This window comes from Sphingomonas donggukensis (assembly GCF_023674425.1).
Taxonomy (GTDB): Bacteria; Pseudomonadota; Alphaproteobacteria; order Sphingomonadales; family Sphingomonadaceae; genus Sphingomonas; species Sphingomonas donggukensis.
Genome location: NZ_CP098401.1, coordinates 2,177,232 through 2,192,335 on the forward strand (window position 1 = coordinate 2,177,232; position 15,104 = coordinate 2,192,335).

Below are 15,104 nucleotides of genomic sequence, written 5' to 3' on the forward strand. Positions count from 1 at the left end.
GCCGTAACCGGCGACCCGCACACTTGTTTCACTTGCGAGTCGATTGCATGCCGGCAATCCAGCCATTGAGCAGCGCGACCCCCTCGGCATGCACGGTCGCGCGACCGAGTTCGGGCATGGCGACGCCGGGTTCGGTGCTTTCCATCCGGTAGGTCAGGATCGATCGCTCCGGGTGTCCGAGGTCGATGTCGAAATCGCGCCCGCCGGAGCCACGCCCCGCCGCGACCGGGCGCTTGCCGATGCCGCGCGCGACGGCGTCGGCCTGCTGCCAGTCGAGCCACAGCCCCGAATTCGAGGCAGCACCGCGGGCGTTGTGACAATGCGCACAATTGACCTCGAGGTACGCGCGCGCCCGTGCCTCGACCGGCGCGGCAGCGTCGTCCCATCGCGCCAGCCGTGGCGCACCGGCGGGCGCACGGTCGAGCAGCTTCGCCGCCACCAGCGCCTGCAGCCGCGCGCCGTCGTTCAGGTTACGCGCGGTCGGCCCGATCGGCGTGATCGCCCCCGACAGCGCGTGGCAATCCTTGCACTGGTTCTGGTTCGGCACGGCATAGCTGATCGTCCGCGCCTGCCCGCTCGGATCGGTGAAACTGACCGGCACGCGCGTGCCGGAGCGTTTCAGGACCGCGTCGCTCAGGTCGGCGTTCCAGACATAGGGAATCGCCACCCAGCCGCTTGCGCGGCGCAGCAGCAACCGCGTTTCGATCGGGCGAAACGCGGCGCCAGCGCCATAGCCGAACGTCTTGATGAGCGCGCTGCCGACGGGGAAGTCGAGCACGGCGCTCGCATCGTAGCGCGCGGTCTTGCCCGCGGGCACGTACATGTAGCGCTGCTTCTCGGCATAGTCGGAGAACAATGGGGTGTTGAGCGCGTAAGCGGTGACGTGGGTCGCGGGCGTGCGGGCCTTGATATCGGTGAAGAAGCGGAAGGCCGAGAGGGTGGGCGGGTATCCGTCGGCGAGGATCGCGGCGTCGTCGACCCGGCGGGCGTCGGTGGTCGCTGCGGCGAGGACGACGATCAGGCAACCGCCCGAAACGATCGCCGCTAGCCATTTCCCCGGCGAAAGCCGGGGTCCAGTTGCGACGTCTCCCGACTGGGCCCCGGCCTTCGCCGGGGAGGTGGATTTGTGGTCAAACAAAGCACGGCCCCACGAACGCAGCGGTGCCCCCGCGCAGGCGGAAACCCAGGGTTACGGGCGCTGGCACTGCCTGACTCTGGGTTCCCGCCTTCGGGGGAACACCGAAGGAAGATGGCCCGATCACCGCGCCGCCGCCTCCATCGCCGTGGGCAGCACCACCGCCGCGCGCGACGGCCCGCGTGCGACCTTCGACAGGTCGGCGGGTGCCGGCTTCGCCGTCTCCATCGCCGCGCCCAGCGCGACGTTCATGTTCAACACCGCACCGTCGGCCACTGCGATGCCTTCGCCCGTCCCGTCCCACAGCACCGGCGGCAGCTGGTCGCCGAACGCCGCCAGCAATTGCGCGGCACCCGGCAGTTGCGGCGCAAACCCGGCGCGGCCCTGCTTGTTGGTGTGCACCGCGATCCGTCGCGGCAGCGGGTTGTACTTCGCGTCCTTGAAGGCGTTGCGGTACGCGACGATCATCACGTTCGACGTCGCATTGCCCTCCAGCAGATTTTCGGTCACCTCGACCCCGTCGTTCGCCATCACCAGCACGCCCGTTCCCATCCGCACGCTCGCGACGATGTTGCCCTTGGGCGCGAAGTTCGGCTGGTCGTTGTTCGTCACCTTGTTCTGGACGATCCGCACGTCGCCGCCGCCCATCTTCGGCAGGTTGGGCAGGTCGAACACCAGGATGCCGCCGGTGTTGTGCTCGGCCAGGTTGTGGATCACGTCGGCGTGACGGCTGTTCTCGATCTCGATCCCGGCGACGTTGCCGCTGACAGCTGAATTGCGGACGATGATGTTCTCGCTCTGCCCGACGTAGATGCCGGCGTCCGACGCCCCCTTCACCACTGCCCCGTCGATCAGCACGTCGCGGCTTTCGACCGGATATACGCCGTAGGCGCCGTTGGTTTCCTTCGGCCCCCCGGTCCATTCGACGCGCACATCCTTGTACACGATGCGGTCGGCGCCCTTCGACTTGATGCCGTCGCCCTTCGAATCCTCGACCGCGAAGCCGCGCAGCACGACGTCGTCCGACGTCACCAGCAATCCCTCGCCCGCCGCCAGTTGCCCCTTGAAGTCGAGGATGGTCTTGCCCGGTCCGGCCCCACGGACGGTCACCCGGTTGACGTCCAACGACAGCCCGTCGGTCAGCGCATAGCGCCCCGCCGCGATCTCGACGACGTCGCCCGGCTGTGCCTCGATCAGTGCGCCCTGCAATTTCTCCTGCGCGTCGCCGCCGGGCGTCACGGTGATGGTGCGGGCGGCGGCGGGGCTGGCGATAACGGCAAAAATGGCGAGCAGATGCTTCACGGGCGGCCTCTCCAATATTTACCGCATCTTATGCGACATTATCCGAACAATTCCATCTGTTCGATCTTCGGCGCGACCAGCGGGCGCAGGTCGGCGCGGTCGGACAGCATGACCGGGCGCCAGTCCTCCGCGACGATGAACGGCCGGATCTTCGTCACCGACACCGTCAGCCGCGCGACGTCGTCCAGCCGCAGCCGTCGCCACCGCCTGGACGACAGGATCGCGCCCACCGCCTTCGTCCCCAGCCCCGGCACACGCAGCAGCATCTCGCGCGGCGCGCGGTTGATATCGACCGGAAAGCGATCGCGGAACTTCAGCGCCCAGGCGAGCTTGGGATCGATGTCGAGCGGCAACATGCCCGTCGCCGCATCCGCCGCCGATGCGACTTCCGCCGGTGAATAATCGTAGAATCGCATCAGCCAGTCGGACTGATACAACCGATGTTCGCGCATCAGCGGCGGACGCTTCAGCGGCAGGACGCTCGACGCTTCGGGGATCGGGCTGAACGCCGAATAATAGACGCGGCGCAGGCCGAAACGCCCGTACAGGCTCGCCGCCTTGCCGACGATATCGCTGTCGGTCGCGGCATCGGCGCCGACGATCATCTGGGTCGATTGGCCGGCGGGCGCGAATTTGGGCGCGGAGCGATATTTCTTGCGCGCATCCCTGGTGTCGATGATCGCCGTCTTCGTATCGGCCATGGCGCCCTCGATCCGCCCGATATCCTTTTCTGGTGCCAGCCGCTTCAGCCCGCCGGTCGTAGGCAGCTCGACGTTGATCGACACGCGGTCGGCATAGAGCCCGGCCTGATGCACCAGCTCGGGATCGGCGTCGGGGATCGTCTTCAGGTGGATATAACCGCGGAAGTCATGATCCTCGCGCAGCGAGCGTGCGACCTCGACGATCTGCTCCATCGTGTAGTTCGACGATCCGATGATCCCCGACGACAGGAAAAGCCCCTCGATATAATTGCGGCGGTAGAAGCTGAGCGTCAAATCGACGACCTCGCGCGCCGTGAAGCGCGCGCGGCGAACGTTCGAGCTCTTGCGGTTGATGCAATAATGGCAGTCGAAGATGCAGCTGTTGGTCAGCAGGATTTTCAGCAGGCTGATGCAGCGGCCATCGGGCGCATAGGCGTGACAGATGCCCGAGCCCTCGGTCGAACCGATGCCCTTGCCACCCACCGACGTGCGTTTAGAGGTGCCCGACGACGAACACGACGCATCATATTTCGCAGCATCCGCGAGGATCGCGAGCTTTTCGCGGACATCGAGCTGAGCCATCGCGTTCTACTTACGTTCTGACACAGAAGGAGTCCAGCGTGGCAATCGAAACCTTGAGCGAAAGCAAGGCGTTTGGCGGGGTCCAGGGCATCTACCGCCACGCGTCGTCGGCGACCGGTACCGACATGACTTTCTCGGTTTTCGTGCCCGCGCACGAAAGCGGTACGCGCCTGCCGGTGCTGTGGTATCTTTCAGGCCTGACCTGCACCCACGCCAACGTCACCGACAAGGGCGAGTACCGCCGCGCCTGTGCCGAGGCCGGGGTCGTCTTCATCGCCCCCGACACGTCCCCACGCGGGGAAGGGGTGCCCGACGACGATGCTTGGGATTTCGGGCAGGGGGCGGGCTTCTACGTCGACGCGAAGGAGGCACCGTGGTCGGCGAATTTCCGCATGCGATCCTATGTCGAGGACGAACTGCCCGCGCTGGTCGCCGCCGAATTTCCCGCCGCGGACCTGTCGCGCCAGTCGGTCACCGGCCATTCGATGGGCGGCCACGGCGCGCTGACCATTGCGCTCCGCAACCCCGACCGCTTCCGCAGCGTCTCAGCCTTCGCGCCGATCGCATCGCCGCTGGAGTGTCCGTGGGGAGAAAAGGCGCTGGGCGGCTACCTCGGTCCCGATCGGGCGAAATGGCGGGCCTATGATGCGTGCGCGCTGATCGACGATGGCGCGCGGGTGGCGGAGATATTGGTCGACCAGGGCGACGCCGACAACTTCCTGAGCGCACAGCTGAAGCCCGACCTGCTGCGCGCCGCGTGCGACCGCGCGGGCATCCCTCTGACGCTCAGGATGCAGCCGGGCTACGACCACAGCTACAACTTCATCTCGACGTTCATGGCCGATCATGTCGCATGGCATGCGGAGCGGTTGAGGAAGTAACGGTTCACGCAAAGGCGCGAAGGCGCGAAGCGGTTGCAATCGGGGATACCTCCGTCGCGCAAGCGACCCTTAATTTGATCGGCAGCCGAGGCGATAAAAGGTCTCGCTGGCGCGAGACGGAGACGGTTAGGAAACCTCTTCGCGCCTTCGCGCCTTCGCGTGAACCCATTCCTTCTTCCTGACTACCGCCCCAAAGCCCCCAGCCCGACCGCAATCGCCCCCATCGGCCCGGCCAGGTCGCCAAGCCCCGGCGGCCCGACGCGCGTGTCGATCGTCGCCGCCCACATCGCCGTGCGCCCGTATCCGGCCAGGCTCTCGACCAAAGCGGCGCGCAGCGGCGCGAACAGCTCGGGACGCCCGGCGAACACGCCGCCGCCGATTGCGATCCGTGCCGGCGCCAGCGTCAGCACCAGATTGTGGAGCGCCGCCGCCAGTTCGGCGACGACCGCGTCCCACACCGGATGGTCGGCGGGCACATCCGACCCCGCCAGCCCTGTCCGCGCGCCGATCGCCGGGCCGGACACCAGCCCCTCGAGGCAGTCGCCGTGAAACGGGCACACGCCTGAGAAGCCATCGCCGCCCGCACGCCCCACGCGCATGTGCCCGGCCTCGCCGTGCATCACGCCGCCGACCGGCTGGCCGCGCACGATCGCGCCGATGCCGACGCCGGTGCCGATGGTGATATAGACGTGATCGGCGAGCCCAGTGGCCGCGCCCCAGCGCCCCTCGGCCAGCGCAGCGCCCTCGACATCGGTCTGGATCGCGGTGGGCACGCCGTAACGATCGCGGAACCGCCCGAGCAGGCGCGCGCCCGTCCACCCCGGCTTCGGCGTCGCCGCCAGGTCGCCGTGGGTCGGGCTCGCGCGATCGAGGTCGAGCGGGCCGAACGCGGCGATGCCGATGCCTTCGAACCGCCAGCGATCGAGCACCGCCTCCAGCGCGGTCAGCGTCGTGTCGGGGTCGGTGGTCGGCACGCTCACCCGCTCGATGATCGTGCCGTCGGCATCGCCCAGCACCGCGACGCATTTGGTGCCGCCCAACTCCAGTCCCGCGATCATCGCTCATCCCCGAAATTCAGCCGCCGCGACACGCTGGGGTCGAGGATCGCCATCACGAAATACGCCCCGAACTGCTTGATCCGCATCCACCAGTTGGTCCGCGATTTCTCCAGCGCGGCGGTGATGACCTCGGACTGCGCGATCTCCCCGTCGACATAGGCGCGGGCGTGCGCGGCAAACGCGGGGTCATGGATGCGCAACATCAGCTCCAGGTTCAGGAACAGGCTGCGCATGTCGAAATTGGCCGATCCGACATGGACTGTGTCGTCGATGACGTAGAGCTTCGTATGCAGCTTGGTCGGGCGATATTCGAAGATTTCGACACCCTTCCGCAACAGCCCCGCATAGGTGAAATGCGACGCCCACAGCGCCGCGCCGTGATCGGTCTTCGACGGCAGCACGATCCGCACCCGCCCGCGCAGGCCCACCTTGTCGAGGCGACGCAGCATCGCCGGGCTCGGGGCGAAATATCCGGCGATGATGTCGGTCTGGCGCGCGCGGCGCATGTCGTCGCGCACCACCTTGGCCCAGGGGCTCATCCGCCGGGTCGGTCCGCCGAACAGCCAGCGGGCGTCGCCGTGCGGCTCGCTCCAGTGCTTGAGCAGGCGGCGCAGCGCGCGCAGCTTGGCCTTGGGCGTGTGCATCCACTGCGACAGCGCGTCGTAATATCCGGCGAGCCGCGCGACCGCCGGCCCCTCGATCACCAGCCCCAGATCGCGCCACGCCTGTTCGGCGACGGTCCCGAAATAACTGTCCTGCACGTTGAATCCGCCAATGATCCCGCGCTGCTCATCGGCGATCGCCAGCTTCTGGTGGTTGCGCAGCAGATAGCGGCGACCGAGGCGCGGAATGAACTGGCACACGTCGGCGCCCGCGGCGCTCAAGGGATCGAAGAAATCGTCGCGCGCGGCGGGCTCGCTGCCCATGCCGTCGATCGTCAGCGACACGGCGACGCCGCGCGCGCAGGCGGCGACCAGCGCATCGCGCACCCGCCGCCCGGCGTGGTCGGCGACATAGATGTAGAACAGGATCCGCAGCGAACTTTGCGCGCCGTCGATCAGCGCGACCAGCGCGTCCAGCCGCCGCGGCCCGGTGTCGAGCAGGGTGAGCACATTGCCGTCGACGGTGAAGCTGGGCTGCGGCGGCGGCTCGTCCATGCGCTTGCGTGTGCCCTGCACCGCGGGGCGCGCGCAAGTCCGATTTCCTTGACTCGTGGACACGCCCCGCCTAAGCGCCTGCCCTTTCCCGACACCCGAATTCCATCCTGAGGAAACCGCTCATGGCGCGCGTTACCGTCGAAGATTGCGTCGACAAGATCCCGAACCGCTTCGACCTGGTCCTGCTGGCCGCTCAGCGTGCGCGCCAGATTTCGGGCGGTGCCGAGCTGACCCTGGAGCGTGACCGCGACAAGAACCCGGTCGTCGCGCTGCGCGAGATCGCCGAGCAGACGGTGACCCCGGCGAACCTGTCCGAATCGGTCGTCTCCAGCCTGCAGAAGGTCCAGATCGACGACGAGGAAGCCCCGGACGAGATCGGCTCGCTGGCCGGCGCTGCCGAGGCCCTGCGCCTGACTGCGGCTGCACCGCCGCGGAATACGAATGTGGGTGGAGATTACGAGTAAGGTAGCGGATTAGCGAAAGCTAATCCGCGAAAAGCCTTACTCCGGCCGGCGGGCTGAAAGCCCGTCCGACGACGCGGGCTTTGCCCGCGTCGGGCCCCGAGATGAGAACAAAAGGCCGGGGCGGCAACGCCACCGGCCTTTGTCTTTTGCGCCCAACCCGCCCACAAAGCCGGCATGCGCATCCTCACCCTCCTCGCCGGCCTGTTGCTGAGCCTCGCCGCCACCGCCGCCCACGCCCGCGACACCGGCTTCCTCGACCGCCAGCTGACCGTCGCCGGCGTCGCCCACCGCTACCAGGTGTACGTCCCCCGCGATGCGAAGCGCGGCGAGCGCCTCCCGGTAATTCTGGCTCTCCACGGAGCGGGCGAGCGCGGGTCGGACGGGCTGCTCCAGACCGACGTAGGTCTGGGTCACGCGGTGCGTCAGCATCCCGAACGCTGGCGCGCGATCATCGTGTTTCCGCAGGCGCCCGCCGACCGGCTGTGGCAGAACAGCACCGCCATCGCGCTGGCCGCGCTCGACGCCACCGAGCGCGAGTTCCGCACCGACCGCGCGCGCACCTACCTCGCCGGGCTGTCGATGGGCGGCAACGGCACTTGGAAGATCGCTTACGAGAATCCGGGCCGCTTCGCCGCGCTCGTCGTCATCTGCGGTTTCGTCCAGCCGATCGCGATCCGTGATTACCAGCCGATCGTGCCCGCCAACGCCGGTGATCCCTACGCCGCCGTCGCCCGGCGCATCGCGAAGCTGCCGGTGTGGATCGTTCACGGCGACCGCGACGACGTCGTGCCGGTCGCCGATTCCCGCGCGATGGCGGCGGCGCTGACCGCGGCGGGGGCGCGGGTGACCTACAGGGAGCTTAAGGGCGTGAACCACAATGCCTGGGATCCGGGGTTCGGCGATCCCGCGTTGCCGGCGTGGCTGTTCGCGCAGCGGCGGTAGGATACTCCCCTCCTTGGAAGGGAGCGGTCGGGGGTGGGGCGGTCTGGGGCTGGCGCGGCGGCTGCCTCTGGCCCGCCACGGGCAAAGCCCGTGTCGTCGGACGGGCTGCGCCCGCCGGCCGGGGGCGGTCCGCGACGCGGAATAGCTAGGCTATTCCGCTGACCGTCCCTTAAACCCCTGCGCTACCACATACCATTCGCTCGAGCCCTTCCGGCTCGCCGGCGGTTTCGCGTGCTTCACGGACGTGAAATTGCGCTTCATCTCCGCCACCAGCGTCGAATCCGCGCCGCCGGCGAACACCTTGGCGACGAACGTCCCGCCCTGCTCCAGCACGTCGATCGCGAAGGCGAGCCCGGTCTCGACCAGCGCCATCGTTCGCAGCGCATCGGTCTGCGGGTGCCCGACCGTGTTCGCCGCCATGTCGGAAATGACCAGGTCGGGCGCCCCGCCCAGTGCCTCGACCAGCAGGCCGGGCGCGGCATCGTCCATGAAGTCCATCTGGTAGATGATGACACCTTCGATCGGATCGACCGGCAGCAGGTCGATGCCGACCACGGCTGCCTTGGGCAGCTGCTTGCGCACCACCTGCGCCCAGCCGCCAGGCGCAATGCCCAGGTCGACGACGCGCTTGGCCCCGCGCAGCAGCGCGAAGCGTTCGTCGAGCTCGATCAACTTGTACGCCGCGCGGCTGCGATAGCCCTCGGCCTTGGCGCGCTTCACATAGGGGTCGTTCAATTGCCGTTCGAGCCAGCGCGTGGATTGCGCCGTCCGCCCGCGCGAAGTCTTCACTCGCGTCCGTCCCCCGGAGCCGCCCCTACTCATTTCCGTGTTCCCATCAATCGCCGCAAGATGCCCTCGCGGATGCCGCGGTCGGCGATGCCGAGCTGTTCGGCGGGCCAGATGTCCAGGATTTCCTCCAGGATCGCGCAGCCCGCCACGACCAGGTCGGCGCGCTCCGGCCCGATGCACGCCACTTTCGATCGTCCCGCCATGTCCAGCGCCGCGATCCGCCGGCTGACCGCGCGCATCGACGCCGCCGGCATCAGCAATCCGTCGATCGCCGACCGGTCATAGCTCGCCAGCCCCAGATGGACGCTGGCCAAGGTCGTGACCGTCCCCGACGTGCCCAGCAGTCGCCGATGCCCGACCTCGGGCAGCCGCGCGGCGAACCCGGCAAAGCTGTCGCGCACCACGTTGCGCATCGCATCATACGTTTCGGGCCCGCCCGCGCCGACATGCTCGGTCAGCGACACCACCCCCCACGGCGCGCTGTGCCAGTCGAGGATGGTCGGGATCGCAGGGCGGGTATCGACCAGCACCAGCTCGGTCGATCCCCCGCCGATGTCGAAGACCAGCGCGGCGCCGTCGCCCGGCTCGATCAGCGCGTGGCAGCCGAGCACGGCCAGCCGCGCTTCCTCCTCCGCCGAGATGATGTCGAGCATGATGCCGGTTTCGCGGTACGCGCGCTCGATGAACGCCTGACCGTTGCTCGCGCGGCGACAGGCTTCGGTCGCGACCGATCGCGCCAGCGCCACGTCGCGGCGCTTCAGCTTATCGGCGCAGACGCGCAGCGCCGCGATGGTCCGCTCGATCGCCTCGTCCGACAGGCGCCCGGTCGCGGCCAGCCCCTCGCCCAGCCGCACGATCCGGCTGAACGCATCGACGACCGCAAATCCCGACCCCTGCGGGCGCGCGATCAGCAGGCGGCAATTGTTGGTGCCAAGGTCCAGCGCCGCATAATGCCGCGCCTGCGGCCAGCGGCCCCGCGCGACGGGCGCGGGCGCAGCTGCGCCGGTCGCCGACGCTCCGGACGCAGGCGGTCCGGATGGCTGTCTCGCCGGACGGGGCGCCTCGCGACGCGGGCCGAACGGCGCTCGGGCGGGTCGATCCCCCACGGCCGCATACTCACACTTATGTTCTCGTCCGTCACGGCCGCGTACCGACCGCTCGGTGCTTGTGACCAGAGCTAGCGGCTAAGCGACGAAACGACAAGCGGCGCGGCCCGCGGGCGGTTGACAGCCCCCACCCGACCGACCTAAAGGCGCCCGCTCTTGGTGCCCGATCCTCTAATGGTAAGAGAGCGGACTCTGACTCCGTCAATCAAGGTTCGAGTCCTTGTCGGGCATCCATTTCCTCTATCCCTTGCCCAATAGACTTTGCCCGATGGGACAAAGTCGCTGCCCGCGAAATGGTTGGATTACGCCGTCCGGTGACCTCATTCTCTAGCTCGATCAACGAGTTGGAGAGATGAATTGCCCATACGGCCCGAGGCGTTCGACACGCCCCTTCATTACACCACGGCTTGGTGTTTACCTCACCACAACGAGCTCGACTTCGGTCGGCGCAATATCGGGTGGGAAGACACGGTAGCAGGCCGTGCGGTCTACAACGAGCTCAGCGCGCGTGGTCTCTCTGAAGCCGACATCGGATTGTTCGCCGGCGACGAGATTATCGCTGTCACGCCCCCAGCTCCTCTGGCCACCGCTGGCCCCACCATTCTCCGCTCCGACACGGATCCAACGAATCGCAGCGATCTCCGGCTGACGCTCGACCTGACGCTCGCGAATCTTGCGCGCGAGACAATGATGTCTGCCGCCCGTCAGCCCCAGGGAGGTGAGCTGCCAGCGTGGACCTTGCTGACGACGCCGATCACCGAACAACTGCTGCGGCTCAACAAGACCAGCTCCTACCAGATCTGGCAGGACGCTGCGTGGGATACCGAAATCGAAATTACCGGAGATGCTCGGCGCGTCCTGCAGCATCGCCTTAGCCGAGTTGGACCGGTCCTACTGACGACTTCCTGCGAGCTCGCCCCGGACTTGACGATCGGGCAGGATCGGGAGACCTACCTGATGGTCGGTGCGAAGCGATGCCTGGGAGCCGTGGAAGCCGCTGCCGGCTCCACGTTGGGTGAGGTAGTCGACCTCACCGGCGTTCCTCTGGCCGAGTATTTGGGAAGCCTCGAGGTCAAGCGCGCGTCGCCGTGCTCAGACGGAACCGGCATCATAGCTACGGTCTCGATGCCTGTCTGCACGATGGCGCCTATTCCGGCGCTTGCCTTGGAGCATTTCGGGTTCAATTCGTATACCGACGAAGAGGCTAGGCTTCCCCTTTGGACCTTGGTCAAACGCGTGCCCGAGTGGGTGCCACCGTTTCCGGCGTCGACGAAGCAGGCAGCGCCACCGTCCAATCCGGCCATCCTCACGACCATAGAGCCAAACGGCGGTCCGATCACCGACGTCGTCACCCGCGCCGTCGACAAGCAACCCGAAGCTCGGCGCGAGCAGGTGCGGGAGGTCGTCCTGTCATATGTGGCGTTCCGGCATCTGCACGGCGATGGCCCTAGCGACATATTCACGGAGTCTGCGTTCCATGGGCGCGTGAAGGTCGCGGATTTCCTCAACACCCGCCAGTCGGAACGTGCGCAGATGTCGATACATCTGCGGTCCGCTGGCGACATTGCAGACCGCGTTCGCGTTGCCGCCGAGCTAGCGCCCACGGTGCGGGCGCTGCGGGTATTTTACGCCGAGCTCAACTTCGCTGGAATTTGTTCGGAATCTCCTCTCGACTCCAAGCAATGGGACGAACCGCCCGGCTTCGGTCCCATCCCGCGAAATGCCGCCGGCCACGCTGCGTCGTTCGCGAACTCCTTGATTAATGGAAATATCTGACATGGCGAAGAAACCGTCCAAAGCCCTTTCGATCGCCCCTGCCCCGCCTCCGACCACCATTCGCCAAATGGGCAACGAACTGGTCCGCGTCGATGCGGTCTATCACGTGCAGGACGTGGCACCGAATTCGCCGGGTCCTTGGAACATCGAGGCCGAAAAGGTGGCCTGGATCGACGCGGCTACGGGATACGGTTGCATCATCCGCCGATCGGCGGGGGGCGGCCATCTGGAGGGCTACGTCGGGGTCAAGCCCGGGCACCCGCTGTTCGGCTACAGCGCGTCGGCCCTGCGCGATCTCGGCCTGCGGGTCCACGGCGGGATCAACTACGCGGAGCCCTGCCTGGGGCCGGAGCCGGAGGACAGGTCGGTATGCCACATCTCGCTCGATGAGCGAATGCGCACCTCGCAGACACCCGTGCATGCGCAAGCGCGCGATGACATGTGGTGGATCGGCTTCGAGTGCAATCAGCCCACCGACCTCGTTCCCAAACAGCGGGCTTCCAGTGCGTCATCTCAGCTCCTGGGCACCGTGGAGCAAGTCTACCGCGACGAGGGCTACGTGCTCGATCAGTGCCGGTGGCTCGCGGAACAGATGAAGGCGATCGGCGACGGCCACATGATCCTCAGCGGCATCGAGAGCTAACTCGCCCAGGCGTTCTGACGCGCGCCCCGTGTCGCCGACCCCTCTCGCTTACGGCGCTGTGGATATCAAAGTCATCCGCACCCGGCGCGGTCACGGATTTCAATCGAGATTGTGACTTAAGCAATGGGAAAAGAAATCATGTTACTCGTCGACCATGCTCCGAAAGATACGCGGTCTTGCTCTAAAGGCCATTCTAGCCGCCCTGCTGGCACCGTTGGCAAAGCTGCTCGTGGATGCGCATGGCGCCTCCATCAGGGAATTCGGGGCGATCATGCTTGAGCGTCTCTTCGATGACCACTTCGCCTGGTGCATTTGGCTCGGGGTCGGCATCGCGGTCGGCGCCTACGTGCACTCCCGGACACGTCGGCTCGAGGAGACAACGAGGGGCCGGCTCGGGGGTCCCAGCATGCGCTACATCCGCTGGGAGATCCGGGCAGTCCGGCTGGCGATCCGTTTCAAGTGGCTGAGGGCCCTCAGCGCCGACCTGGATCGGGACCTCGTCGACTTGAACGCCGTGCTCGTTGCACGGGATTTCCCGCCCCTGCCGAGCCTTTCCCTCAGCGACCGATCCGGGATGCTTCAGACTGATGAATACCTGAGACGAATCGCTCCTCACATCAGCGAGAAGCACTTCGCGGAGGCACGCATCGCCGCCGAGCGCTTCACCCACCCATCGACCCCGATCGAAGCCAAGACACCTACCAAGCGCGTCCGGGCGAATCCGAAAGCGGGTTAGCGCCGCCAGCGTCGGCCCTAGGCACCCGACGCTTGTGACGGACGCTACGAAGCCCCCGCAGTCGATAGGCATTAGCTTTCAACGGTGCGAGTATCGTTCGCGCCAAGTGACGGGTTCGACCTTGGGCGAACCCGCACCACCATAGACGTAGTCCCTGGCGAACTCCGTCTCATCAACCATCCCTGCCTCGCTCACTTCGCGCCACCAGACCTTGCGATCGGCGTTCCAGCGATAGCCCCTCCCCTTAAGAGCGACGCGCGCGGCGAAGGGCGCTTCCGTCATCTCAATCCTCCACGTCGGCCTGGCGGCTGTGCGGAGCAACTCGCGCATCACCGTCCCACCGGTGTCGAGTCGATGGTCGATGAGGTGCAGTAGCGCGTTGACGTCGGACGCCGCGCGATGAGCGTCGTAGAACCAGCCACACTGGAGCAGCAGCTGGGTCTGCGAACGGCCCTCGAAGCCGTGCTCGCGCCAGTCCATGTCATTCATGCTGCAGATCCAAGCCTGCCCCCTGACGCCCAGCCGCTCCTCCACGAAAGGGCGGTCGAACGCCGCGTTGTGGCAAACTACGACATCGGCGCTCGTGATCGCGCCATAAGCCTCGCCGTCGTGGATCGACTTGCCGGCGAGCTGGGCGTCGGTCAGTCCGGTCACTTTGACGATCTCGGGCAAAAGAGGTTCCCCGGGATCCTCCAGCCAGCTCCGCGAAAGGCCAGAGTCCACGATGCGACCGTGCTCATCGATGCGCACGTTCTGCAACGCCAGTTCGATGATGCGATCGTTCCTGGGATCAAGGCCGGTCGTCTCGGTGTCCAGCACGCAGACGGTGAGCTCGTCCGTCCGCTTGAAGCGCGGCTGCCTCACATCCATCGGCTGAATGCGCCTGAGCACCCGGTAGTCGTCGTGCCGGTCGAGCGCGCGCGCAAGGGTGCCGGCCGGAACCGGCACCCCTACGATGTCCGCCTTAGGCACCGCCCTCATGCGGCAAACCGCTGCTCGACCTGCACATCCAGCCCCGCGCCGAGTTCGCAAGCCGGATTGCGGGCCACGGTCGCCAACATACGCCGCATCGGTTCCGAGAGCAGCATACCCGCAAGCGTGCTCTCGCAATCGAAACCCTCGCTCACTGTCGCCGCGTCAGCCAGACTTGTGCCATATCGCGTCGTGAGGCGGCGGCGGGCCCAAGTCTCGTCGGGTGCTACCATCGCGCAAAACGCCTGCACGCAGCGATCGCCAGGGCCCAGTGGTCCTTCCACAATGCAGGAGAAAAGGCGCATCTCGGGCGCGTCGAACCGCATCGAGGCCTCGTCACCCTCGTATGTCTCGTCGTCTGCTTCGTCGGGATAGTCGTCATTATCGCCACCGAGGCCGTCGTCCGGATCGTCGGAGAGCAGCGCGTCGAGCTCGTCGGCATCGGCATCAAGGCCTAGCGAAAGGCCGTGCAAGAGGGTGGCTCGCAGGAAAGGCTCGCGGTCCTGACAGGCATCAATCGCCGACCGACCGCTGAACAACATGCGCGGCGCCAGCAGCCATGCCACCGGATCGTGAGGCAGTCCCTCCCGCACGAAACGGGCGCCGGTGTCGGCCGCCAGCATCGCTAGGCGACGCAGCCGGCGATCCGTGGTGAGCACCGGAGTGTCGGCGGGCTCGTCGGGATCAAGGGGATCGCAGCTGCGTGTCGCGGCGGACGGTCGGAAGTGGGTCGGGATGGTGACGGGGACCGGTGCGCAGACACGCTCGGACAGGGTCGCGACTAAAGCCATGATGCCTCCTTCTCATTGCCCTCCGGCGCGCCGGCGCGGAGGTTTCGCCTGATCAGCCAGACACATATA

Annotated in this window: 15 protein-coding genes and 1 tRNA gene; 7 read left to right on the forward strand and 9 right to left on the reverse strand. The window is 66.9% G+C overall.

All coding sequences use genetic code 11. From position 1 onward, the window contains the following. Positions 1-28: 28 nt before the first annotated feature. The 3 genes from M9980_RS10710 to M9980_RS10720 all read right to left on the reverse strand — a co-directional run bounded on the left by M9980_RS10710 (position 29) and on the right by M9980_RS10720 (position 3,720). Positions 29-1,138: an SO2930 family diheme c-type cytochrome gene (locus M9980_RS10710; RefSeq protein ID WP_250750520.1), complete on the reverse strand. Its 1,110-nt coding sequence runs from the start codon at positions 1,136-1,138 to the stop codon at positions 29-31. Positions 1,139-1,258: 120 nt separating this feature from the next. After that, positions 1,259-2,437 (reverse strand): parallel beta-helix domain-containing protein, encoded by a 1,179-nt coding sequence (locus tag M9980_RS10715; RefSeq protein WP_250750522.1) that lies wholly within the window; start codon positions 2,435-2,437, stop codon positions 1,259-1,261. Positions 2,438-2,475: 38 nt separating this feature from the next. Beyond that, positions 2,476-3,720 (reverse strand): putative DNA modification/repair radical SAM protein, encoded by a 1,245-nt coding sequence (locus tag M9980_RS10720; protein ID WP_250750524.1) that lies wholly within the window; start codon positions 3,718-3,720, stop codon positions 2,476-2,478. A 38-nt stretch (positions 3,721-3,758) separates the two neighbouring features. Here M9980_RS10720 and fghA point away from each other — a divergent pair, with 38 nt between their 5' ends. Then, positions 3,759-4,601, forward strand: coding sequence for an S-formylglutathione hydrolase (gene fghA, locus M9980_RS10725; protein WP_277998299.1), 843 nt, complete (start codon positions 3,759-3,761; stop codon positions 4,599-4,601). 182 nt (positions 4,602-4,783) lie between these two features. Here the strand turns inward: fghA and M9980_RS10730 are convergent, their stop codons facing one another. Together M9980_RS10730 and M9980_RS10735 are read right to left on the reverse strand one after the other, a co-directional pair. Continuing rightward, complete coding sequence (locus M9980_RS10730) at positions 4,784-5,659, reverse strand: ROK family protein (protein ID WP_250750526.1); 876 nt, start codon at positions 5,657-5,659, stop codon at positions 4,784-4,786. Further along, on the reverse strand, positions 5,656-6,816 hold the full coding sequence (locus M9980_RS10735) for a phospholipase D-like domain-containing protein (RefSeq protein ID WP_250750528.1): 1,161 nt from the start codon (positions 6,814-6,816) through the stop codon (positions 5,656-5,658). The genes M9980_RS10730 and M9980_RS10735 overlap by 4 nt, the downstream gene beginning before the upstream one ends. A gap of 122 nt (positions 6,817-6,938) precedes the next feature. Here M9980_RS10735 and rpoZ point away from each other — a divergent pair, with 122 nt between their 5' ends. After that, positions 6,939-7,280: a DNA-directed RNA polymerase subunit omega gene (gene rpoZ / locus M9980_RS10740; RefSeq protein WP_250750538.1), complete on the forward strand. Its 342-nt coding sequence runs from the start codon at positions 6,939-6,941 to the stop codon at positions 7,278-7,280. A gap of 174 nt (positions 7,281-7,454) precedes the next feature. Further along, positions 7,455-8,222, forward strand: coding sequence for a carboxylesterase family protein (locus tag M9980_RS10745; protein ID WP_250750548.1), 768 nt, complete (start codon positions 7,455-7,457; stop codon positions 8,220-8,222). Positions 8,223-8,372: 150 nt separating this feature from the next. Here the strand turns inward: M9980_RS10745 and M9980_RS10750 are convergent, their stop codons facing one another. Together M9980_RS10750 and M9980_RS10755 are read right to left on the reverse strand one after the other, a co-directional pair. Next, on the reverse strand, positions 8,373-9,044 hold the full coding sequence (locus M9980_RS10750) for an RlmE family RNA methyltransferase (protein WP_250750550.1): 672 nt from the start codon (positions 9,042-9,044) through the stop codon (positions 8,373-8,375). Beyond that, entirely contained in the window at positions 9,041-10,117 is a 1,077-nt protein-coding gene (locus M9980_RS10755; RefSeq protein ID WP_250750551.1) for a Ppx/GppA phosphatase family protein, read from the reverse strand. Before M9980_RS10755 ends, M9980_RS10750 begins: the two co-directional genes overlap by 4 nt. A 160-nt stretch (positions 10,118-10,277) precedes the next feature. On the opposite strand from M9980_RS10755, the gene M9980_RS10760 reads away from it, so the two are divergent. From M9980_RS10760 to M9980_RS10775, 4 genes are all read left to right on the forward strand, one after another. Further along, positions 10,278-10,351, forward strand: a tRNA-Gln gene (locus tag M9980_RS10760). A gap of 123 nt (positions 10,352-10,474) precedes the next feature. Next, positions 10,475-11,893 (forward strand): hypothetical protein, encoded by a 1,419-nt coding sequence (locus M9980_RS10765; RefSeq protein WP_250750552.1) that lies wholly within the window; start codon positions 10,475-10,477, stop codon positions 11,891-11,893. Position 11,894: 1 nt separating this feature from the next. Further along, positions 11,895-12,536 carry a hypothetical protein gene (locus tag M9980_RS10770; protein ID WP_250750554.1) on the forward strand — a complete coding sequence of 214 codons (642 nt, stop codon included), beginning with the start codon at positions 11,895-11,897 and terminating at the stop codon, positions 12,534-12,536. 214 nt (positions 12,537-12,750) lie between these two features. Continuing rightward, positions 12,751-13,272 (forward strand): hypothetical protein, encoded by a 522-nt coding sequence (locus M9980_RS10775; RefSeq protein WP_250750555.1) that lies wholly within the window; start codon positions 12,751-12,753, stop codon positions 13,270-13,272. A gap of 78 nt (positions 13,273-13,350) precedes the next feature. On the opposite strand, the gene M9980_RS10780 is transcribed toward M9980_RS10775, so the two are convergent. Continuing rightward, positions 13,351-14,244: a 3'-5' exonuclease gene (locus M9980_RS10780; protein WP_250750556.1), complete on the reverse strand. Its 894-nt coding sequence runs from the start codon at positions 14,242-14,244 to the stop codon at positions 13,351-13,353. Positions 14,245-14,249: 5 nt separating this feature from the next. Then, on the reverse strand, positions 14,250-15,035 hold the full coding sequence (locus M9980_RS10785; protein WP_250750557.1) for a hypothetical protein: 786 nt from the start codon (positions 15,033-15,035) through the stop codon (positions 14,250-14,252). Positions 15,036-15,104: the final 69 nt, after the last annotated feature.